Here is a 24,271-nt window from a genome sequence, read left to right as displayed (position 1 = left end):
ATATAACTAGTTGAAAATGAAATGCTTTGGTATAATAATCCTATAGAGGAGTGAAAGATGTGGAAATAGGAAGAGTAAATAGAAAAAGTTTAATAAAACAAGAAAGAAGGATAACTTCAGAAAAAAAAGATTTTTCACAAAGCTTTAATCAAGCAAGAGAAAGAAAGTCAGAAGAACAATTAAAGAAAATGATTGAAGACATAAAAAAAAGAGGAAATAGGTTAGTAATAACTAAAACCTATGGAGATGTTGTGGCTTATAAAAAAATGATAAAAGAATATTTAGAGTCAATATTAAATTTTATGTATGATACTAAGAGGGATGTTAGTTTTTGGCAAACACAATACTTTATAACTGTAGATACTATAGATTTAAAATTAGAAGAACTTACACAGGCTCTATTAAGTGATGAAAGAGAAAATTTAAATATAGCTTCATCAATAGATGAAATACAAGGATTAATTGTAGATATATATAGATAGATTAAGGGTTTAAAAATGTACATTTTAGCTATGAAGATAAAAATATTTTAGAAGGTATATCTTTAAAGATAGAACAAGGTAAAATGGTTGCATTAGTTGGCCCTTCAGGTGGTGGCAAGACAACCTTTTGTAATTTAATACCTAGATTTTATGATGTTACAGATGGTGATATCACAATAGATGGAAAAAGCATATACTGTAGTACATTAGAATCATTAAGGAACAATATAGGTATAGTACAGCAAGAGGTATTTCTATTTACAGGAACAATAAAAGAAAATATTCTATATGGAAAACAAGATTCTACCTTTGATAAAGTAATAGAAGCTGCAAAGAAGGCAAATATTCATGAATTTATAATGAATTTAAAAGATGGATATGACACTTATATAGGAGAAAGAGGAGTAAAACTATCAGGTGGACAAAAACAGAGGATATCTATAGCAAGAGTATTTTTAAAAAATCCACCAATACTAATACTAGACGAAGCTACATCTGCTTTAGATAATATGACAGAGTGTATAATACAAAAATCATTAGAGGAATTATGCAAAGGAAGAACAACAATTGTAGTTGCTCATAGATTGTCTACAATTAAAAATGCAGATGAAATAATAGTTCTAACAGATGAGGGGATAAAGGAAAAAGGAAATCATAAGGAGTTATTAGCTAAGGATGGTATATATAAAGAACTATACGATGCACAATTTTCAAAGGAATAATAGAGAAAAAAAGTTTTAATCTTTAACATTTAGGTAGAATATTAATTTATATATTAAGGGAATATATATAGTGAGAAGTTTAATTCTTACCTATTGACTAGGATTAAAAAAATGTGTAATATGAGAATATAAAATAGATACCCCTTGTGGGTATATTAGGAGGAATAAAAGTATGGTTCAACATGTATCAGAAATGAATTTTAATCAAGAGGTATTACAACAAAAAGGTGTAGTTTTAGTTGACTTTTGGGCAACTTGGTGTGGTCCATGTAAAATGATAGCACCTATAGTTGAAGATTTAGCAATGGAACTTACAAATGTAAAATTTGCAAAGGTAGATGTAGATGCAAATCCAAAATTAGCTAATGGATATCAAATATCAAGTATCCCAACATTAATGATTTTTAAAAATGGAGCACCTGTAGAAACTTTAATAGGATTTATGCCAAAAGAATCATTAAAGGCTGCTGTAACTAAACACCTATAAGAGGAAGGTGGAAATTTTGGATGAAAGATACGACATTGCAATTGTAGGAAGTGGACCAGCAGGTCTTTCTGCAGCATTAAATGCTAAAATAAGAAATAAAAAATTTATTGTATTTGGAAATAAAAATTTAACTAATAAGTTAATTAAAGCTCCAAAGGTTAATAATTATTTAGGTTTTTTTGGAATGACTGGAGAAGATATAAAAAAGCGATTTGAAGCTCACTTAGATGCAATGGAGATAGAAATTACAGAAGAAAGAATAAATAATATTTATGCAATGGGAGAGTACTTTGCTTTAATGGCTAATGATAAGACTTATGAAGCAAAAACAGTAATACTAGCAACAGGAATGGAATATACAAGACCTATAAGAGGTGAAGAAGAGTATCTTGGAAAAGGTGTTGGATATTGTGCAACTTGTGATGCACCATTATATAGAGGGAAAACTGTTGCTATAATAGGACATAATAAAGAAGCTGAAGAAGAGGCTAATTTTGTAAGTGAACTTGCAGGACTTGTATATTATATACCAATGTATAAGGGTTCTTATAATTTAAGAAATAATATAGAAGTTGTACAAGATAAACCAGAAGCTATTACTGGAGATATGAAAGTAAATAAAATATTATTAAAAAATTCAGAACTAAAAACTGATGGAGTTTTTGTTTTAAAGGATTCAATTTCTCCAGGTCAATTAGTTCCAGGATTAAAAATAGAAGAAAATCATATCTATGTTGATAGACTTATGAGAACAAATATACCAGGTTGTTTTGCAGCTGGTGATTGTGTTGGTAAGCCATATCAATATATAAAGTCAGCAGGTGAAGGAAATATAGCGGCTCTTAGTGCAAGTCAATATTTAGATCAAAAAAAGTAATGTTAAAAAGGTGAACTACTTAATTGTAGTTCACCTTTTTATATTTTATTAAAATATTGATTTTCTTATTCTATAGGAACTTACAAATAAGTAAATATGAGATATATCTATTTATATGTAAATTTATAACAACAAACATAAAGAAGATAGCAATAAAATTATTGAGTAAATGTTTACATAATAATATTATTAATATATGGTTATGGGATTTTAATTACATTAAAACCATAAATTTCAAGGGGGATGTAAAATGAAGAATAAAGGAAATATAGGAAGAAGATCAATGAGCAAAAGACTATCTGTTTTAGTTGCAAGTACTATTGTAGTTACTCAAATAGCTTCTATAACAACACCAACATTTGCAAATAACTTAACAAATATAGAAGAAGCTCAAAATCAAGTGCTACAACAAGAAAGAATAAATCCTATAAGTGAAGAAATATATACTGCCTTATTTGATGATACAGAGAAGTGTGATTGGAAAACACTTATAGGAGAAGGAACTCATGAAGTGGAAAATGGATATTTAAAGGTAACAAGAAATGCTCAAGTAAATAATGAGTTTACTTTTTTTGATCAAAATGCACCACAATTAAAAGATGGTGAAGCAGAAATGGTCTTTAAGTTAGATGGTGATGCTTCAAGAGGTGTAGGAAGGTTTGGTTTTATTTTAAGACCACAAACTGATGGAGCATATTTATTTGCAGGATATGATTTAAATGGGAACTGGAGAATAGCAACTGCAAATGGAAGTAGTAAAGATTTTTCAGGTCCAAAATTAAATCCAGGAGAAGAATATAAATTAAAGGTTAGATTCGAAGGTAAAAAAATAACTATGTGGCTAAATGATGAACAAATATTTAGTGAAGAAGTAAATTTACAAGGTATGCCTTTGAATTCAAGTTATGGAGTAGGATTTAAAACATGGTATGGACTTAATGATGCCTATGTAGATTACTTTAGAGCTGGTACTGTTGGAGCTTTAGATGAAAAAATGCCATTAAAGCCAATAAAATCAGTAGAGGAAGTGACAGCAGAAACCTTTATAAGAATACGTCCAGAGTTACCTAAAAAGGTAAATGTAACTTATGAAGATGGGACTACTGCATTAGAAGGTGTAGAATGGGATTATATAGATAAAACACTATACTCAAAGGAAGGAATTTTTAAATCAGAAGGAACTTTAGTTGATAGAGAAGATAGAGTGACTGCTACAGTTACGGTTAAAGCAGATCCAGAGGATGGAACTATAATACCACCTGAAGTAGTTGTAGAAGAAAAAGTAATACAATCAGGAGATATGAAGGTTGTATTAGATAATAATTTTCCAAGAGTAATAAGATATGAAGTTGGAGGAGATGTACTAGAAGGGGAAGATGAACAACTATTTATTGTTGAGTTAAATGAGGAAAAGTATGTTCCTAAAGTAGCATATAACACTATTGATGAAAAAACAGCTGAATATGTTATGACCTTTGAAGAATTAGATTTAATAATGAAAGTTCAAATATCATTAGTTAAAGATGATGCTTTAAAAATGGAAGTAAAAGAAATTGTAGAAAATGGAAGTTTCAAATTAAGAACAATAAATTTCCCAGGGCATAGTTTAGCTTCTGTAAAGAGTACTGAAAATGGTAAGATTTCAGGTGTACTAACTACAGGAGATTGGAATAACATTCAAGAGAAATTTGAAAATGTATCTGATGTTAAAATGGGCGATTATAATAAAACTTACGGAATAATAAATGATGATAAATTTGCTATTGCAGTAGATAATAATGTAATTGAAGGTGGAAATAGAATTGTCATAAATGTTGCAGATAGAAATGGATATAAAAAAGCGGGTATATATAATGGTACTTGGACTTACAGAGAAGCAATAAAATCTTCATCAGCGCCAGCCTTTATTGGTAATATAGGAAATGTTGAGATAAATGGAAATACAAATCAACCTATATTCTCTAGTGAAGAAAAGATTAAAAAGTATATGGGTAAAGAGTATGAAGCTGTATATTGTGGATTAGGTGGAGTAGAAGATTTTCAAGGTAAAGATCTTACAGGAAAAGTAGCTATAGTTGATAGAGGAACTCATACTTTTGAAGATAAGGCTAGGAATGCTCAAGCGGCAGGAGCTCTTTATATAATTTGTATTAACACACAAAGTGGAGGTGTGCCAGAACAAGTAACAAAAGACACTATAAATATGATCGGATTAAGTAATGAATATGGAGAAAAAATAAAAGCTACTTTAGATGGAAATGGAGTAACAAAAGTTAAATTAAATTTAGAAGACTCAGGTGCGGTACCAGGAGAGCCAGAAGAACTTCCATGGTCTCAAATTATGATAGCAAAGGATAAAAATAAAAGTGGAAAAGTAAATTGGCAAGATGCAGCTATTCTTTACAGAGACAATATGGATGAAGTTAAAGGAGCGGATTATATAAAAAATAGCTTCTCATATATACCGTTTAATATAGGGTCTTTAGCACAATCACCATTCCTAAGAACAGGGGATATGATTAAGAAATTATCTAATTATACAGATGGATTTGGTCAATTAGTATTAGAAAAGGGATATCAAGGAGAAGGTCATGATGATGTTATAGCTGATATAGGTGGTCATACAGGTATAAGACAAGGTGGTAAGGATGATTTAAATAAATTAATAGAAATAGGTAAAGATTATAATGCTAAAATAGGGGTTCATGTTAATGCAACAGAATATCATTTAGATGCATTTGAACTAGATGTAAATAATTTAAGACCAGGATTCCAAGAAGGATGGGCATGGAAAGATAATTCTTATTACGTAGATCAAAAGAAAGATATATTAACAGGAGAATTAAAAAGAAGATTTTCTATGTTAAAAGAAGATCATCCAGATTTATCTTGGATATATGTTGACGTATATACAGGAAATGGTTGGAATGCAAATGAGTTATCAGAAATAATAAAAGATAATGATTGGATGCTTGCAACAGAGTTTAATGGTCCATTAGAACAACAAACAGCTTGGACTCATTGGGGTGGAGATCCAGCATACCCTAATAGAGGAAATGAAAGTAAAATGATTAGATTTATAAGAAACCAAGAACAAGATGTATTTATGTCTGATGATCTTTTAAAAGGAGCCAAGCATGCATTATCTGGTGGATGGGGAACAAGACATGATGTAGAAGGATTTTATGCTATAGAAACATTCTACAATCAAACATTACCATCAAAATATATGCAACATTTTGAGATAATGGAATGGGAAGATGATGGTACAAATGGTTTTGTTAAGTTTAATGATGGATTAGAAGTTAAGAGGGAAAATGGAAACATTAATATGTATCAAGATGGAAAATTAATATCTATAACTCCAAAGGATACTATTAATGATAGAGGTATAGGAAAAACTACATTATTTATGCCTTGGACATGGGAACAACTTGATAATGAACCAGAAAATAAAGTGTATCATTGGAATCCAGAAGGGGGAACAACTACATGGGATATTCCTACAGGATGGGAAGGAACAGAAACAGTTAAGATATATGAATTATCAGATTTAGGAAGAACTTTTGTAGATGAGTTACCTGTAACAAATGGAAAGGTTACAATTGAAGCTAAAGCAAATACACCTTATATAGTATTCCAAGAAAAGGTTAATGAAGATAGAATAAATAATTGGGGAGAAGGAACATTGATAAGTGATCCAGGTTTTGACTCTCAAACACTTGATTCATGGACAATTAATTCTTCATCAGAAAATAAAGAGCATATTTCTATAATAAATGAGAATGTTGATAGAAGATTAGGTAATGATGCAGTTGTAGTTCAAGGAAATAATGGAGCAGATGCAAATTTATCTCAAAAAATAACAGGGCTAGAACCGGGTAAAACTTATACAGCTTCAGTATGGGTTAAAAATTATGGTGATAGAGATGTTACTTTAGGATTTAAGTCAGGATGTACTTTAGAAGAAAGTACTATAACTAGAGAAACAACAAGAATGAATGTTGGAGAAGGCTTAAAATGGCATGGTGAAAGAGCAACAAGAATGAGAGTTGAATTTACAATACCAGAAGGAATAACTGAAGGAACGTTATATTTAAATGTTGCGAAGGATGAAGATGATAGTAAAGTTCTTATAGATGATTTTAGAATTTGGACTAACCCTCTTGATTTAGATAAAACTAATAGAGATGGATATGTAATCTATGAAGATTTTGAAAATGTGGATGAGGGACATGGACCTTTATATATGGGTCAAAATCTAGGAACTGATAATAGAACTCACTATGCAGAAAAAGATCCAGAAGGAAAACAATATATGAATTGGGTAATTGATGGTAGATTCTCATTAAAATCAAATCAACAACCAGGTACAACAGGTGAGATATTATTGACAGATGAATCTACATTAAAATTAAAACCTAATACAACTTATGAAATAGGATTTAAATATACAAATAAAATAGATAATCTATATTCAGTAGCTATAAAATCTGAAACATCAGGTGAATTATTTAATGAAAACCTAACACCAGGAACTGTTACAGGAAGACCAATAGATGGTCCAGAATATAAAAGAGAAGTTAAAGAATTTAAGAAAGAATTTACAACAGGCAATGCTGTAGATTATTATCTAGCATTTAATAAAGGTAATGGATATGATGAATTAGTTTTAGATGACTTATATATTAAAGATGTAACGCCAGAAGATAAACTAACTTTAGAATCAGTAAGACTATGTATGGATAATACTACTTTAATAGAAGGAAATGAATCAAAAGTAGTATTAGAGGCAATTATGTCTAATGGAAATAAAGCAGATTTAAGTAAGGCTACTATTAAATATACAGTATCTAATCCAGAAGTTCTATCAGTAGAAGATGGCGTTATAAAAACTAAAAAGGAAGGCGTTTCAAAGGTATCTGCTGAAGTAACTATAAATGGAAGTACTGTAGCTTCAAATGAAATAGAAGTAACAGTAAAGAAAAAATCATCAGTTATTAATAAAATACCAGTAATAAATGCTAAGGATTCAACTATAGAATTAAATTCTAAATTTGATCCTATGACAGGAGTAACAGCAGAAGATGCTGAAGAAGGAAATCTTACAGATAAAATTAAGGTTGTTGAAAATACAGTTAACACAGCTAAAGCAGGTAAATATAAAGTTATATATGAAGTGGTAGACAGTGAAGGTGCAAAGGCTACTAAGAAAATTAAAGTAACAGTAAAAGAAAAACAAAATACTACTAATCCAAGTAAACCAAGTGATTCTTCAAATTCAGGAAATAAGGGTAATTTACCTCAAACAGGAGGGGTTAATAGTTTATTAGTATTACTTTCAGGAATAGCTGCAGTTGGAGCTGGAACTTTCCTTAAGAGAAGAAAAAATAAATTATAAAATAATAAAAGAGAAGGATGAACTCCATTAGGGGTTCATCCTTTTTGTTATAAGTAGATAAAAAGGATATAATGTTGAAGAGAAATTCATAATAGGATAAAATTATTATATGATTTAAGCTTAGAAATTTAATAAAAATTAATTATTAAAAGGGGGAGTAGGAATGGCTATACTAATATTAATTGCTATATTATTAGTTTCTATAAGTATTGTTTTATATTTTATAAATAAAAAGGCTTTTTATAAGGTAATTATGGACAAGAGAAAAACAAAAGATGAAATGATAAAAGCTATGAAGGAAAGGTTTTCAAGTGATTATGAAGATTATAAAAATTTAGAAGGAGAAGAGCTTACAATAAGGAGTTATGATGGATATAAATTAAAAGGTTATTATTATTTGCAAAATAAGGATTCTAAAAAAATAGCTATAATACATCATGGATATACAGCTAATCATTATGTATGTTTTCAATTTGCAGATATATTTTTTGAAGAAGGATTTAATGTATTACTTATAGATATGAGGAGTCATGGAGAAAGTGAAGGAGAGCATAGTACTTATGGATATAAGGAAGTTAAAGATTTGGATAAATGGGTAGATTTAATGAGAGAAAAGGTAGGTAAGGAGGGGATTATAGGGTTACATGGACAATCAATGGGAGGTGCTACTGTTTTAATGTATGGAGGAAAGCATAGTAACAAAATAGATTTTATAATAGCTGATTGTGCATATTCAAATGGTGTAAAAATAATAAAGTCACAATTTAAAGAATCTAAAGTTCCATTTTTCCCTGTTTATCACATTTTAAACAGAAAAATTAAAAGAATATGTGGATTTGATATGAATAAGATATCACCAATAGACGATATTAAAAATAGTGATGTGCCAGTTATGTTTGTTCATGGAACATCAGATGAATTAGTACCACACTCTATGAGTGAGGAAATGTATAAAGTTAAAAAAGGGGATAAAAATAAGCTATTATTAATTGAGGGTGCAAAACATGTAGGAGCTTATTCAAAAGATAAGAAACTATATAAAGAAACTGTAAGAGTATTTATAGAGAATGTTATAAAAGATAAAAAATATAGCAATTGATATAATTAACATTAAATGGTAAAATACTTTTAAAGCACTCCTTGCAGATAAAGGCAGGGAGTTTTTGTTATAAGGAAGCATTATATAAGGTATAAGGAGGGTGCAAATGGAGAGGGGTACAGTCGTATTCTTATATGATATATTAAATGATTATATAGAAAAACATGGTTATAAATCATTTAATAAGCAAAATATGAGTCGTTCAGGAGAATACGAGGCGAAAAAAATTTACTTAAATGAAGAGTATAATATAAAAGATAGAGTGATGCTTTCTAATACGGCAATAGATCTTGTATATAAATATTTTTTAAAAGAAGATGAGTATAGTAAAGAGAGCTTGGAACTATTTATTAATAATTATAATATAGTAGATTATTATTATGAGTTTATAGAAAAGTTTAAATGTATGCTAAGTGAAGGAATTATTTCAAAAGATATTTTATATGACTATGGAGTAAGATTTTCAAAAGAAAGTAATAATTCAAATGAAATAAAATTAGGTTTAACTTTGTTGAGGTTATCTGGAAAAGAAGAAGCAAAAGAAATATTCAAAGTTTTTTCTATACACAATAGCTACATATTTTTCTGTGTAGAAGGTGTAAAAGAGTATTCTAAATATAATACTTTCATTTTTGAAGTGTGTAAAATATCTAGAGGATATGGTAAGCTTATAGCCATTTCAAAGTTAGAAGTTTTATCAGATGATATAAGGTTTTGGCTAGTAGAAAAGGGTAGTGATAATAATATAATCGAAGAGGAACTTGCAAATATTATTTTTGAAAAGCTAAGTATTTTTTGGTATTTATATAATGGAAAAGTAAATGCTAAAAAGTTTAATTTATTATCAAAAATAATAGGAAGACTTTATAGAGGTAATATTTATTTTAAAGAAAATTATAATTATGATTTAGCTTATGATTATGTAAATATGTTTAAAAAGTATGGCAATAAATTTATTCATTTATATGCATTAATGGGGATTTTAGTTTCTGTAGGAGAGTATAATAAAAATTCTTTACTAAAAGGAAGAAATTCTTATAAAGAGGCTATAAAGGAAACGAAAATTATATTAAATGATATTGAAGTTATATTCTCAGATAGTAAGTGGATAAATATTATAAAAGATGAGCTTTTAAAGGAAAAAATTAAAGTAGATGAGATATTAGAAGTAGCATTTTTATTAAAACAAAAACTTACTTTTGATGACCTATATAGTATCTTAGAAAAAGATAACTTCAATAGCATGATATATAGATATATTCTCTTTAATAGCAATAAAAATAGTAGAAGAAAAATTATAAGTTTTATAGATGAGGTTTTGAAAAATACTAACGTATTTGATGCAAAAGATATAACTTATAGTAAAGAAGATAAAAGTGATGAAGATCAATGTTTATATATTGTAATAAAAGAAATGCGAGATTTAGCTAATGAATTTATTAATTTAAATATAAAAGCTTTAGGGGCAAGATATAATCCTACTAAAAAAGAAGCGCTTAAAAATCTAAAAGAAAATAAAGATATTTTAAGCAAAGAGAATTTTGAAACTATAAAATCTATAGCTGATTCAGAAGATGACTTAGAGTTTGCAAGAGAATTAATGAGATTTATTAATTATAGTTTAGAAAGTAGAATAGCTGAAAAAATAGATATAAAGGATATAGAGATAGAAGATCATTCAAAGGATAATTATCTTATAACTTTAAAGGTAGCGGGAACAGAGTATTTAGATATAAGAAAGGCAGCTAAATCGTTACTTTTAGAAGATATAGTTTTTTTAAAGGAAGAAAAGAAAAATCCTTTTGATGAAAATGCTATTATGGTAATAAATAATAATGGATATCATATAGGTTATATTCCAAGAAAAGATAATGTTATATTAAAGAACCTTTTAGTAGAAGGAAAGAAGCTTTACGGATTGATAAAGGAAATTGATGAGAATTATAAAAATATAGTTATCTCTATATATGTTAGTTATAGAGATATAGAAGAAGAGATTAATAGTATATTAAAAATGATGTTAAGTGGTGGGGTTAAAGTAATTAATTGATAATTCTGATAATAATAAATATTCACAATAGTGCATAATCATGCTACTATATATGTATCATAAAAATTTTTTGTAGCGTTTGAATGTGGTATAAAAAGGAGGAGAATACAATGAGCAATAAAATAAAAATTGGGGTAGTTGGTTATGGAAATCTTGGAAGAGGTGTAGAAAAAGCAGTAGCTCAAAATGATGATGTTGAATTAGTAAAAGTGTTTACAAGGAGAGATGTAGATACAGTTAAAACTTTTGGAGCAGAAGTTGAAAGTATAAACAACATACAAAACTATAAAGGACTTATAGATGTAATGATAATGTGCGGAGGATCAGCAACAGATTTAAGAGTGCAAGGGCCTATGGTAGCAGAAATGTTTAATTTAGTTGATAGTTTTGATAATCATCCAAAGATTCCAGAGCACTTTTCAAAGATGAATGAAGTATCTAAGGCAGCAGGGACTTTAAGTGCAATTTCAGTAGGTTGGGATCCAGGATTATTTTCTCTTAATAGATTGATGGGACAAGTAGCTTTACCACAAGGAACAGATTATACATTTTGGGGAACAGGTGTAAGTCAAGGACATTCAGATGCTATAAGAAGAATAGAAGGCGTGAAAAATGGAATACAATATACAGTTCCAGTAGAAAGTGCTTTAGAACAAGTAAGATTAGGGTTAAATCCAGAACTTACAGTTAGAGAAAAACATACTCGTGTATGTTATATAGTGCCAGAAGAAGGTGCAGATATAAAGAAAATAGAAAATGAAATTAAGACCATGCCAAGTTATTTTGCTGATTATGATACAACAGTAAACTTTATATCAGAAGAAGAATTAGAAAAAAATCATAAAGGAATGCCTCATGGTGGATTTGTAATACGTACTGGTATAACAGGAGATGGAACAAAGCAAAGAGTTGAATTTTCTTTAGATTTAGGAAGTAATCCAGAATTCACATCTAGTGTTTTAATAGCATATGCTAGAGCAATTTACAGATTAGCAAAGGAAGGAAAGACAGGAACATTAACAGTGTTAGATATACCATTTGCTTATCTTTCACCTAAAAATGAAGATGAATTAAGAAGAAGTATATTATAGAAGAGATATTTAGTAGTTGTTTATTGATGATTAAATTACCATTAATAAACAACTTTTTTATTGTATATATTAATATATACAATATATAGTATGAAAAATAAAAACGTTACTATATGTTGTGTTGTTTTTGAAAATGTCAAGACTTGAAACTTAAAAAAATTTTCTGTAAGATAAAAAAAGACAAAACATAAAGGATAGGTGACGCATGTTGATAGTTGTTGGTGGAATGATTGGATTAGGGAAAAGTTCAGTTGCTAGTATATTAGGAGAACATTTTAAAACAGACGTATTTTATGAAAGTGTAGATGACAATCCTATACTACCTTTATTTTATAGTGAAACAGAAGAAGAAATACAAAAAAGAAGGTATCCTTTTTTATTACAATTATATTTTTTAAATACAAGATTTAAAAGCATAAAAGAAGCTTTAGTACATAACAATAATGTATTAGATAGATCAATTTATGAAGATTGGTATTTTGCTAAAAAAAATATGGAACTTGGTAGAATTAATGAATTAGAAATGAAAATATATGAAGATCTTCTAAACAATATGCTTGAAGAACTTGATGAATTACCAAAGAAGGCACCAGATATAATGGTTTACTTAAAAGGTTCTTTTGAAACAGTTTTAAAGAGAATTGCTTTAAGAGGGAGAGAATTTGAAGTAGATGATAGCTTAAGAGAATATTATGAATTTTTATGGAAAGATTATGATGCGTGGGTAAAGAATTATTATAAAGCTTCAGAAGTTATAGTTATAGATATGGATATTATGGATGTAGTAAATAATGAAAGAGATAAAGTTAAATTAATTGAGATGGTAGAAGAAAAGCTTAAAGAAGTAAGAGCTTTATAAAAAATAGCCATTTTGCTTTATAGCAAAACGGCTATTTTTTTATTTAAATGAATTAAAAGATGCATCAGATGGCATTCTAAAATCGCCTCTAGGACTAAGAGAAATACTACCTACCTTTGGACCATCTGGAAGAGCACTTCTTTTAAATTGTTGGGTAAAGAATCTATATATAAATTTATCTAACCATTTTTTAATCTCTTCTTTACTATAATCATTTTTAAAAGCATACTCTGCTAGAAATTGAATTCTTTCTTTAGATGAACCATTCTTTATAAAGTGATATAAGAAGAAGTCATGTAATTCATAAGGTCCTACTATGTCTTCAGTTTTTTGAACTATTTCTCCTTTATCACTTTTTGGAAGTAATTCAGGGCTAACAGGAGTATCTAAAATATCTAATAAAGTTTCAGAAACATTTTTAAAAGATTCTTTTTCAGCAACGTATCGCACTAAATATCTAACTAATGTTTTAGGAATAGAAGGATTTACTGAATACATACTCATATGATCACCATTATATGTACACCAACCTAAAGCAAGTTCTGAAAGATCACCTGTACCAATTAGTAAGCCCCCTTCTTTATTAGCTAGATCCATAAGAATTTGAGTTCTTTCTCTTGCTTGAACATTTTCATAAGTAACATCATGAATATCTTTATTGTGGCCTATATCTTCAAAATGTTGAAGGGCAGCCTTTACAATATTTATTTCTCTTAAATCACAACCAAGTTCTCTACATAAAGTTAAAGCGTTATTATAAGTTCTATCAGTTGTTCCAAAGCCAGGCATTGTAATAGTAACTATATTTTTGTTATCGATACCTAATAACTTAAAGGTTTTAACTACAACTAAAAGAGCTAAAGTAGAGTCAAGACCACCAGAAATACCAATTACAGCTTTTTTAAGACCTGTATGCTCCATTCTTTTTGCAAGAGCAGCTGCTTGTATATTGAATATTTCCTTGCATCTTTTTTCACGAGACTTAGAATCTGAAGGAACAAAGGGATGTTTATCTACAAATCTATCAAAACCTTTTATTTCAGTATCAGAGAAATTAAACTCTATATAATTAGCTGGATAAGGTATAATTTTTTGAGCGTCTCTAAAGCTAATATTTTTAAGTCGTTCACTTTTTAATCTAAATATATCGATACAAGAGAAAATAACCTCATTATCTCTTTGGAATCTTTCATTTTCATTAAGTATAGTTCCGTTTTCAGATATTAATAAATGTCCACTAAATAGCAAATCAGTAGTAGATTCATGAACTCCAGCTGAAGCATATAAATATGAAGTCATACATCGTGCACTTTGATTTGAAACTAAACTTCTTCTATAATCCATTTTACTAACTAATTCATTAGAAGCAGATAGATTACCTATTATATTTGCACCCATTAATGAAAGGTATGAACTTGGTGGGATAGTAACCCAAAGGTCTTCACATATTTCAAAAGCAAATTTAAAATCTTTTGAGCTAAAAATTAAATTGCAACCAAAAGGAATATCTTTTTGGAAGCTAAGATTAACTTTTTTATCTATAATTCCAAGTCCTTCACTAAACCAACGTTTTTCATAAAACTCAGTATAATTTGGTATATAAGATTTAGGAACTATTCCTAATATTTTTCCTTTAAATATTACATAAGCACAATTATATAAAACGTTATTAAGATAAAGGGGAGCTCCAACTGTAATTAACATGTCAATTTGTTCACTTCTATAAACAAGCTTTTCTATAGCTTCCATTGACTTTTCAAGAAGAGAAGATTGCAAAAATAAATCTCCACAGCTGTAAGAAGTCATACATAATTCAGGAAAAACAATAGATTTAGCTCCATTTTCTATAGCTTTATCTATACATATATTAATATTTTCTAAATTATAATCAATATCAGCTACACGTGTAATAGGACACGCAGCTGCTACTTTAATAAAATCCATAATATCTACTCCTATCATTTGTAGTTTAAAATAAATTAATAATATTAGGGTAACAAATCTAATATTATTAGTATTTATTAATAATATAAATAAAATACCTATAAATAAATAATAAAAGGAAAACCTTAGAAAATCAATCACAACAATAGAAAATTAAAACAAAACCTATTAAAGGTTATAAAAAACTATATAAAAAGATAAATAAAACATTGCAATAATGTAAAGAATAGTATATAATTTAATCACAGGGTAACTTAAATGTATTTTTTGTTAACAAAATATGTTATAATTATTAAAAAGGGGGAGGTAAGATGCTTTCAATGGTTTTTTGGATTATAGTTGCTATTGCAGTAACTCTTTTAGACATTTTAACAAGTAGCTTTTTATTTGTTTGGTTTGCAGTAGGTGCTTTTGCAGCTATGATTGCAGATTTATTAGGAGCTACAGTAGGTATTCAAATTATAATCTTTTTAGTAGTAAGTATTATTACTATATCAATAGGTTATCCATGGGCTAGAAAGAAATTTAAAACTTCAGTAAAACATACGCCGTTAATGGAAGAAACTTATATCGGTAGAATTATGAAGGCAGAAGCTGATATTGAGAAAAAAGCAAGAGTGAAAATTGACGGAATATATTGGGCCATACAAAATAATGGTGATACTATAAAAAAAGGTACTAATTTTAAAATAGTAGGTATAGAAGGTAATAAAATAATTGTAAATAAAGAGGAGGAAAAATAATATGGGAATGATTCTTATGGGAGTACTTTTAGTATTTTTACTATTCATAGTACTATCAACAATTAAAATCGTAAATACTGGATATTTATACGTAGTAGAAAGGTTTGGTCAATATCACAGGATATTAGAACCAGGCTGGCACTTTTTAATTCCTTTTGTTGATTTTGTAAGAAAAAGAATTTCAACAAAACAACAAATATTAGATGTACCACCACAAACAGTTATAACTAAGGACAATGTTAAGATTTCAGTAGATAACGTAATATTCTACAAGTTGTTAAATGCAAGAGATGCTGTATATAATATTGAAGATTATAAAGCAGGTATTGTTTACTCCGCTACAACAAATATGAGAAATATTATTGGTAATATGACTTTAGATGAAGTTTTATCAGGTAGAGATAAAATAAATCAAGATCTTTTAAGTATAATAGATGAAGTTACAGATGCTTATGGTATTAAAATTCTTTCAGTAGAAATTAAAAATATAGTTCCACCAGAAGAAATTCAAGAAGCTATGGAAAAACAAATGAAGGCTGAAAGAGATAAGAGAGCTATGATTTTACAAGCAGAAGGATTAAGACAATCTGAAATTGAAAAAGCTGAAGGGGAAAAGCAATCTCAAATATTAAGAGCTGAAGCTGAAAAACAAGCTAATATTAGAAGAGCTGAAGGTTTAAAAGAGTCTCAATTATTAGAAGCTGAAGGTAAAGCTAAGGCCATTGCTAAAATTGCAGAAGCAGAAGCAGAAGCAATAAGAAAAGTAAATGAAGCTATAATTCAATCAGGTACAAATGAAACTGTTATAGCATTAAAGCAAGTTGAAGCTCTTAAAGAAATGGCTAATAATCCAGCTAATAAGCTTATACTTCCAAATGAAACTTTATCTTCTTTAGGTAGTATAGCAGCAATAGGCGAAATGCTAAAAGGTGAAAAATAAGTTTTAAAATATATTTTTAGCTAGCCTTTTTAGGCTAGCTAATTTTAATATAGGGGGCAATAAAATTGACATTATTAGAAAACATATCGTATATTTTCTTAGGATTATCTTTTTTAACATATATATTTGTAGGACTAGCTATGTATAATATAGCTAAAAAAGATGGATTTAACAAATCCTGGCTTTCATGGATTCCTATAGCACAAGATTATGTAGTAATTAAATATGGGAAAGGGATTCCGTGGGCATTACTTTTATATATCCCATTTTTCTTTACAACAGGCTTAATTTCAAGCGTAATTGCATTTACTATTGGAATTTACCTTACTATTATGGCAGTTAAGATATGTAAGGAATTTAAAGTTAGTTATGTTTGGGTGATTCTTGGGTTATTTATACCGGGATTTTCTATAATAAGCTATTATAAATTATATAAAACTACAAAGAATAATGAATTACTTTTAGAGAATAAATAAAATTAAAATTTATGAATAAAAATATAAATAATAGTATAAAATAATAATAACCCTAAGGGTTACGTAGGTTTCTTAGAAAAAGGTCTGTATTATAATGGAAATAATGCAGGCCTTTTTTATTTTTAATTTGTAAAGTATTTAGTAAAAAAACTTGTTTTAAATATGTAAGTATGTTATTATTAATATAACCGAAAGGTAAAAATATTGTTTAAAGATTTAATAGATAGTCACATTCTCCGTTATAGAGATTGGTTGGTAAATATTAATCTTTAGAGATGGAGGATTTAAAATGGAAGATAAGAAGATCATATGTAAAGATTGCGGTAAGGAATTCGTATTCACAGTAGGAGAACAAGAATTCTACAAAGAAAAAGGATTCGATAACGAACCAGTAAGATGCATCGATTGCAGAAGAGCAAGAAAAGCACAAAACAACAGAAGATAGTTTTGTTAAATAGAGCCATAAGAGTTAAACTCTTATGGCTTTTTTTTATTCGATGCAGTTGTAGAATAGTTTGCCTTCAAAAAATTAATAGTGCTATAGGAAATAGTATATTTAGCATTAATTTATTACCTATTAAAAAAATAAAAAATAAAAAAAGAGTAGCATTATTAATATTTTTGTGTTATTATAAATAAGTAGTCGAGAGACACAAAAAAATATTGTTTAAAGATTTAATAAGATATTAGCATTCTCCGTTAAAGAGATTGGTTTGTAAATATTAATCTTTAGAGATGGAGGATTTAAAATGGAAGATAAGAAGATAATATGTAAAGATTGCGGTAATGAGTTCGTATTCACAGTAGGAGAACAAGAATTCTACAAAGAAAAAGGATTCGATAACGAACCAGTAAGATGCATCGATTGCAGAAGAGCAAGAAAAGCTCAAAACAACAGAAGATAGTTTTGTTAATAAAGCCTATAGATTTATCTATAGGCTTTTGTTTTTTTTATTAATATTAAAGGTTAATATGTTTTTTCTTTTTATCATTATTTTAGTTTATAAATTTCACTCTCCTATAAAGCAACAACTATTATTTTATTGTACATAGTATGGATCATAATTCCAATTATTATGTAATAAAATTGGTTGTCTTATCTTAAAATACTTAGTATTTTGTATCAATAATGTTAAAGCTACTTATTGAGTTTTTCCAGATCTACATAGTTTGGGAATTTTTCGTTAAATAGATTATTAACTATATCTATATCCTCTATATACATAAGTAATTCTAATTTATTATAATAATTTTTAACTTTAATCTTATATTTTATTGTTGTAGAAAAAGTAAATTTTTCGATTTTTAATATATCATCATAATTTATAGCTTCGCCATCACAAGTTAATATTCCATTTTCATAGAAAGCAGTTTCGTTTTTAAAATCGTAAATAAATGAAAAAAGTAAAGCGATTAAAACTGATACTAAGTTTAATACCTCCACAGAAGTTGAGGTTCCGGTAAAGTAATTGTTAAGTGATGAGGAGAAAAAATTAAAAATAAGAATAAAAATTACAAATAGAGTTGAATAACAAGGAGTAGGTTTAAAAGAATATCTATGATTTCCTAAAAATTTTTTACGTTTCTTTTTAATGCAAAGTCTTTTAAAGATAGATGCATAAAGAATATAAATTATTATGAGTATAGTTATAAAATCAATAATATAATGAAAAAATGTAGTGTAGTTATTAAAGAAACTTAATAAAATAAATAATATTAAAATTGTCAAAAAGGTTATAGTTTCTCTTTTGGTAGCAAAATTCATAATACTCCTCCCAAAATTAATATTAAAAATATTATAACATAAATAAGAGGAAAATTACCATTTAAAGCTATTTTAGTTAACAAAAATATAAATAAAAATTAATAATATTTCAAGAGGAAAATTCATATACATTATAGTTATTCGTATAATAGGAAATAATAAAAGCTATAATGTTCGTCATAATACGAATATTAAAATAAAATTAACTTTTAAAGTTGACAATTTTATACTAAAATGATAAGCTGAAGTTAGAAAAGGCGAAGAAAAATAAAAATAATGTATTTAATGTTCGTGTATAAAACTTCTTATTATAGGGGATAACCTAGAATTGAATTTTGGAGGGGAAACATGTTAGGGACAAGATGTATATTCGTAGAAAAGAAGAAAGGCTTTAATGTTGAAGCAAAAAGCTTACTTCAAGACTTTAAAAGCAATTTAGGCGTTAGTGGACTAGAAAGTGTTAGACTTATTAACAAATACACTTTAGGAGAAATAAATGAAGAGTTTTATAAAAAAGCACTTTATACTATTTTTTCAGAAAAAACAGTAGATAATGTGTATGAAAATAATTTAGAGCTTAAAGATGGAGAAATTGCTTTTGCAGTAGAATATTTACCAGGGCAATATGATCAAAGAGCAGATTCAGCAGCAGAATGCTATCAAATATTAACAGCTGAAGATAAAGTAGAAGTTAAATCAGCAAAGGTAATTATTTTAAATGGGACTATAAATGATGAAGAGATAAATAAAATAAAAGATTATTATATTAATCCTGTAGATTCAAGAGAAGTAAGTTTAGATTCTATGGAGTTAACTTCCTTTTTCACAGAACCTAAAGAAGTTGAGTTTTTAACTGGATTTATAAATAAGGATAATAAAGAACTTGAGGCTTTTCATAAAGAGTTGGGGTTAGCCATGAGTTTAGAAGATATAAAAATAATAAGGGATTTCTTTAAAAAAGAAGAAAGAGATCCAAGTATTACAGAGATAAAAGTAATAGATACGTATTGGTCAGATCACTGTAGACATACAACTTTTTCTACAGCAATAGAAAAGGTTAATATTGAAGAGGGGTTGTATTCAAAGCCTGTTTCTAAGGCATATGAAGCTTATTTAAAATCAAGAGATTATGTTTATGGAAAAACAAATAGAGATGAAACTTTGATGGATATAGCAGTAATTACTATGAAGGAAATGAGAAAAAGAGGTATGTTAGAAGACCTTGATGTTTCAGAAGAAATAAATGCTTGTTCAATTAAAGTTAATATAGAAACAAATAATGGTATAGAAGAATATCTTGTTATGTTTAAAAATGAAACTCATAACCATCCAACTGAAATAGAACCTTTCGGTGGGGCTGCTACATGTCTTGGTGGGGCTATTAGAGACCCGTTATCAGGCAGAACTTATGTATATCAAGCTATGAGGGTTACAGGCTCAGCAGATCCAACAACTCCAGTAGAAGAAACTATAAAAGGTAAGTTACCACAAAGAACTATAACATTAGGGGCAGCTCATGGATATAGCTCTTATGGAAATCAAATAGGTTTAGCTACAGGTCAAGTTTCAGAAGTTTATCATCCAAATTATGTAGCAAAAAGAATGGAAGTTGGAGCTGTTATAGCAGCAGCACCTAAGGAAAATGTAGTAAGAGAAGAACCTAAGGCTGGAGATGTAGTTATATTATTAGGTGGAAGAACTGGAAGAGATGGATTAGGTGGAGCTACAGGTTCATCTAAAGAACATACAGAAGATTCAATAAATGAATGTGGAGCAGAAGTTCAAAAAGGGAATGCACCAACAGAAAGAAAGATTCAAAGATTATTTAGAAATAAAGAAGTCTGTCAAATGATAAAAAGATGTAATGATTTTGGGGCAGGTGGAGTTTCGGTAGCAATTGGAGAGTTAACAAGAGGTTTAGATATAGATTTAGATAGGGTACCTAAAAAATACGAAGGTTTAGATGGAACAGAGCTTGCAATTTCAGAATCACAAGAAAGAATGGCGGTAGTTGTTGAAAAAGAAAATGCTGATAGATTTATAGCTTTATCAAAGGAAGAAAATTTAGAAGCTGTAGTAGTAGCTAAGGTTACAGATAAAGAAAGACTTAGAATGTACTTTAAAGGAAATAAGATAGTAGATTTAAAAAGAGAATTTTTAGATACAAATGGAGCAAGACAAACTACAGAAGTAGAAGTTAAAGCACCAACTAACTATCCCTTTGAAGTTAAGGATATAGATGTAAAAGAAAAATGGATAAATGTATTAAAGAACTTAAATGTAGCATCTCAAAAGGGATTAGTTGAAAGATTTGATTCTACTATAGGAACAGGAACAGTCCTTATGCCTTTTGGAGGTAAATATCAAAATACGGAAGCAGAAGGTATGGCAGCTAAAATTCCAGTATTAAATGGTGAAAGTAAGGATGCAACATTAATGAGCTATGGATTTAACCCTTATCTAGGAACATGGAGTCCGTATCATATGGCTTATTACTCAGTAATTGAAGCAGTTACAAAACTTGCAGCTATGGGTGGAAATTATAAGAAAGCTAGACTTACTCTTCAAGAATATTTTGAAAAACTTGGAACTAATAAAGAAAAATGGGGAAAACCATTTGCAGCTTTACTTGGAGCATATAAAGCTCAAATGGAACTTGGAATTCCGGCTATAGGTGGTAAGGATTCTATGTCAGGAAGCTTTGGAAATATAGATGTACCTCCATCATTGGTAGCTTTTGCAGTTGGGGTTGAAAAAGCAGCCAATATAATTTCATCAGAATTTAAAGAAGTAGGTTCAGAAATTATCTTCTTAATGGGGCAAAGAAAAGAAGATATGACATTAGATATAGAAAGTTATAAAAAGAATTTAGAAGTTTTATATAAGCTTATTTTAGAAGGTAAGGTTATATCAGCATCAGCAATTAAATTTGGTGGAGTAAGTGAAGCTTTAACTAAAATGGCTTTAGGTAATAGAATTGGGGTAGAATTTAAAAATTTAACTAAGGAAGAATTATTTGGACTAAATTACGGAAGTTTAGTTTTAGAAGTTAAATTAGGGGTAAATATTAAAGATGAATTTGAAGGATGCGCTTATAAGGCAATAGGTAATACCATAAATAGTGGGGCAATAATATCAAAAGAATACGATATTAATTTTAAAATAGAAAAACTTTCAGATGTATTAGAAGAAAAGTTATCTAAAGTATTTAAAATAAAAACAGAAGATAAAAATGAAAAAGTAGAAACAGTTTTATATAAAGAGGGAACTATAAAATCACCAGGAATTAAAGTAGCAAAACCTAGAGTATTCATACCAGTATTCCCAGGTACAAACTGTGAATATGATTGTGCTAGAGCTTTTAGAAATGAAGGGGCAGATGTTTCTGAATTAGTTTTAAACAATCTTAATAAAGATTCTCTTAAGGAGTCTATTTTAAAGATGGAAAAGACAATAAGAGAAAGTCAAATAATAATGTTACCAGGAGGGTTCTCAGCAGGAGATGAACCAGACGGGTCAGGTAAATTTATAGCAACAGTATTTAGAAATGAAAGAATAAAGGATGCTGTAATGGATCTTCTTAAAAATAGAGATGGATTAATGTTAGGTATATGTAATGGCTTCCAAGCTTTAATTAAATTAGGTCTTGTACCCTATGGTGAAATAGTTGATATAGAAGAAGATATGGCAACTCTTACTTATAATGAAATAAATAGACATATGAGTGCAATGGTAAGGACTAAGGTAGTTTCAAATAAATCACCATGGTTTAGTGAAGTAACACCAGGAGATATTCACACAATAGCTATTTCTCATGGAGAAGGAAGATTTGTAGCTTCAGAAAAACTTATAAGTAAGCTAAGAGAAAATGGACAAATAGCAACGCAATATGTTGATTTAAATGGAGATATATCAATGGATATGCCATATAATCCAAATGGATCAGTTCTTGGAATAGAAGGTATAACAAGTGAAGATGGAAGAATCCTTGGTAAAATGGGACATTCAGAGAGAATTGGAGAAAATCTATATAAGAATATACCAGGAGATTTTGATCAAAAGATATTTAAATCAGGGGTTAATTACTATAAATAAGGGGGATTTTCAATGAAAGTAGCAATATTTTTTGGAAGTAAATCAGATACAGATGTTATGAGAGGTGCAGCAAATTGTTTAAAAGAATTTGGAGTTTCCTATGAAGCTTATATATTATCAGCTCATAGAGTTCCAGAGAAATTGACTGAAACTTTGAAAAATGCTGAAAAGTCAGGGTGTGAAGTTGTAATTGCAGGAGCTGGACTTGCAGCACACTTACCAGGAGTTATAGCATCTCAAACAATTATGCCAGTTATAGGAGTTCCAATAAAGGGATCAGTTGAAGGATTAGATGCACTATTCTCGATAGTACAAATGCCAAAATCAATTCCAGTAGCAACAGTTGGTATAAATAATAGTTATAATGCAGGTATGTTAGCAGTACAAATCCTTGCAGTAAAAGATAAGGCTATAAGAGAAAAATTAAATAAATTTAGAGAAAATATGAAAGAAAAGTTTATTGAAGAAAATGCAGAGGGAGTGGATTTATAATGGAAAAATTAGAAATGATGTATGAAGGTAAAGCTAAAAAGATATATGCTACAGAAAGTAAAGATGAAGTAATAGTTTATTACAAAGATGATGCAACAGCTTTTAATGGGGAAAAGAAGGGTGAAATAGAAGATAAGGGTGTTTTAAATAATGCTATTACATCAATGTTGTTTGAAATGTTAAATAAAAAAGGTATAAAAACTCACTTTGTTAAAAAATTAAGCGATAGAGAGCAACTTTGTAAAAAGGTTGAAATAGTACCATTAGAAGTAATAGTAAGAAATGTAGCGGCGGGTTCAATGGCTAAGAGATTAGGTTTAGAAGAAGGTTTTGAACTTAAAACTACAGTGTTTGAATTATCATATAAGGATGATTTTCTTGGAGATCCACTAATCAATGATTATCATGCTGTAGGTATTGGGGCAACAACCTTTGAAGAATTACAAAAAATATATGATATGACTGCTAAAATAAATGAATTATTAAAGAAATTCTTTAAAGAGCAAAATATAAGACTTATAGATTTTAAGCTAGAGTTTGGTAGATATAATGGAGAAATAGTATTAGCAGATGAAATTTCACCAGATACATGTAGATTTTGGGATGCAAAAACAGGTGAAAAGTTAGATAAGGATAGATTTAGAAGAGACCTTGGAAATGTTAAAGATGCATATGTTGAAATCTTAAATAGAATTTCAAAGTAAAGAAACATATAGCTCAATTTTCAATTAATAAAATGAGGGGTGTT

The 24,271-nt window shown here is 28.6% G+C and carries 18 protein-coding genes and 1 pseudogene; 17 read left to right on the top strand and 2 right to left on the bottom strand.

Annotation, left to right across the window (positions count from 1 at the left end; translation table 11 throughout):
• Positions 1-59: 59 nt before the first annotated feature.
• The 9 genes and pseudogenes from BTM21_RS07350 to BTM21_RS07310 all read left to right on the top strand — a co-directional run bounded on the left by BTM21_RS07350 (position 60) and on the right by BTM21_RS07310 (position 13,068).
• A complete protein-coding gene (locus BTM21_RS07350) occupies positions 60-482 on the top strand; it encodes a YaaR family protein (protein WP_079481265.1) in 423 nt (140 codons plus the stop codon).
• A gap of 8 nt (positions 483-490) precedes the next feature.
• Positions 491-1,204, top strand: a pseudogene (locus tag BTM21_RS07345) (ABC transporter ATP-binding protein); the annotation flags it as partial.
• Between the two features lie 172 nt (positions 1,205-1,376).
• Entirely contained in the window at positions 1,377-1,691 is a 315-nt protein-coding gene (gene trxA / locus BTM21_RS07340) for a thioredoxin (RefSeq protein ID WP_021875352.1), read from the top strand.
• 16 nt (positions 1,692-1,707) lie between these two features.
• Positions 1,708-2,568, top strand: a complete 861-nt coding sequence (locus BTM21_RS07335) for an NAD(P)/FAD-dependent oxidoreductase (RefSeq protein WP_021875353.1) — start codon at positions 1,708-1,710, stop codon at positions 2,566-2,568.
• Between the two features lie 250 nt (positions 2,569-2,818).
• A complete protein-coding gene (locus BTM21_RS07330; protein ID WP_096145396.1) occupies positions 2,819-7,969 on the top strand; it encodes an endo-alpha-N-acetylgalactosaminidase family protein in 5,151 nt (1,716 codons plus the stop codon).
• A gap of 163 nt (positions 7,970-8,132) precedes the next feature.
• On the top strand, positions 8,133-9,068 hold the full coding sequence (locus tag BTM21_RS07325) for an alpha/beta hydrolase (protein WP_021875355.1): 936 nt from the start codon (positions 8,133-8,135) through the stop codon (positions 9,066-9,068).
• A 106-nt stretch (positions 9,069-9,174) separates the two neighbouring features.
• Complete coding sequence (locus BTM21_RS07320) at positions 9,175-11,118, top strand: HIRAN domain-containing protein (RefSeq protein WP_021875356.1); 1,944 nt, start codon at positions 9,175-9,177, stop codon at positions 11,116-11,118.
• 110 nt (positions 11,119-11,228) lie between these two features.
• Positions 11,229-12,209: a diaminopimelate dehydrogenase gene (locus tag BTM21_RS07315; protein WP_079481266.1), complete on the top strand. Its 981-nt coding sequence runs from the start codon at positions 11,229-11,231 to the stop codon at positions 12,207-12,209.
• Between the two features lie 205 nt (positions 12,210-12,414).
• Positions 12,415-13,068 carry a deoxynucleoside kinase gene (locus BTM21_RS07310; RefSeq protein WP_021875358.1) on the top strand — a complete coding sequence of 218 codons (654 nt, stop codon included), beginning with the start codon at positions 12,415-12,417 and terminating at the stop codon, positions 13,066-13,068.
• A 39-nt stretch (positions 13,069-13,107) separates the two neighbouring features.
• On the opposite strand, the gene BTM21_RS07305 is transcribed toward BTM21_RS07310, so the two are convergent.
• Entirely contained in the window at positions 13,108-15,012 is a 1,905-nt protein-coding gene (locus tag BTM21_RS07305) for an NAD(+) synthase (RefSeq protein ID WP_079481267.1), read from the bottom strand.
• 311 nt (positions 15,013-15,323) lie between these two features.
• On the opposite strand from BTM21_RS07305, the gene BTM21_RS07300 reads away from it, so the two are divergent.
• From BTM21_RS07300 to BTM21_RS07280, 5 genes are all read left to right on the top strand, one after another.
• Complete coding sequence (locus tag BTM21_RS07300; protein WP_021875360.1) at positions 15,324-15,755, top strand: NfeD family protein; 432 nt, start codon at positions 15,324-15,326, stop codon at positions 15,753-15,755.
• A gap of 1 nt (position 15,756) precedes the next feature.
• On the top strand, positions 15,757-16,695 hold the full coding sequence (locus BTM21_RS07295) for an SPFH domain-containing protein (RefSeq protein ID WP_021875361.1): 939 nt from the start codon (positions 15,757-15,759) through the stop codon (positions 16,693-16,695).
• A 65-nt stretch (positions 16,696-16,760) separates the two neighbouring features.
• The gene (locus BTM21_RS07290) at positions 16,761-17,171 is read left to right on the top strand and encodes a hypothetical protein (protein ID WP_079481268.1); all 411 of its coding nucleotides are present in this window, start codon (positions 16,761-16,763) and stop codon (positions 17,169-17,171) included.
• Between the two features lie 289 nt (positions 17,172-17,460).
• Positions 17,461-17,616, top strand: a complete 156-nt coding sequence (locus tag BTM21_RS07285; RefSeq protein ID WP_008677523.1) for a zinc-ribbon domain-containing protein — start codon at positions 17,461-17,463, stop codon at positions 17,614-17,616.
• Between the two features lie 304 nt (positions 17,617-17,920).
• Positions 17,921-18,076: a zinc-ribbon domain-containing protein gene (locus BTM21_RS07280; protein WP_021875363.1), complete on the top strand. Its 156-nt coding sequence runs from the start codon at positions 17,921-17,923 to the stop codon at positions 18,074-18,076.
• A gap of 233 nt (positions 18,077-18,309) precedes the next feature.
• On the opposite strand, the gene BTM21_RS07275 is transcribed toward BTM21_RS07280, so the two are convergent.
• Positions 18,310-18,936, bottom strand: a complete 627-nt coding sequence (locus BTM21_RS07275; RefSeq protein ID WP_021875364.1) for a hypothetical protein — start codon at positions 18,934-18,936, stop codon at positions 18,310-18,312.
• Between the two features lie 348 nt (positions 18,937-19,284).
• On the opposite strand from BTM21_RS07275, the gene BTM21_RS07270 reads away from it, so the two are divergent.
• From BTM21_RS07270 to purC, 3 genes are read left to right on the top strand one after another with little or no spacing between them, the layout of a single operon-like run.
• Positions 19,285-23,031 (top strand): phosphoribosylformylglycinamidine synthase, encoded by a 3,747-nt coding sequence (locus tag BTM21_RS07270; protein WP_021875365.1) that lies wholly within the window; start codon positions 19,285-19,287, stop codon positions 23,029-23,031.
• A gap of 12 nt (positions 23,032-23,043) precedes the next feature.
• The gene (purE, locus tag BTM21_RS07265; RefSeq protein ID WP_021875366.1) at positions 23,044-23,523 is read left to right on the top strand and encodes a 5-(carboxyamino)imidazole ribonucleotide mutase; all 480 of its coding nucleotides are present in this window, start codon (positions 23,044-23,046) and stop codon (positions 23,521-23,523) included.
• Entirely contained in the window at positions 23,523-24,227 is a 705-nt protein-coding gene (gene purC, locus BTM21_RS07260) for a phosphoribosylaminoimidazolesuccinocarboxamide synthase (RefSeq protein ID WP_021875367.1), read from the top strand. The genes purE and purC overlap by 1 nt, the downstream gene beginning before the upstream one ends.
• Positions 24,228-24,271 lie beyond the last annotated feature (44 nt).

Source organism: Clostridium chauvoei, assembly GCF_002327185.1.
In the GTDB taxonomy this organism is placed as follows: domain Bacteria; phylum Bacillota; class Clostridia; order Clostridiales; family Clostridiaceae; genus Clostridium; species Clostridium chauvoei.
The sequence above is the reverse complement of the archived record's forward strand: the minus strand, read 5'-3'. Positions and strand labels throughout refer to the sequence as shown.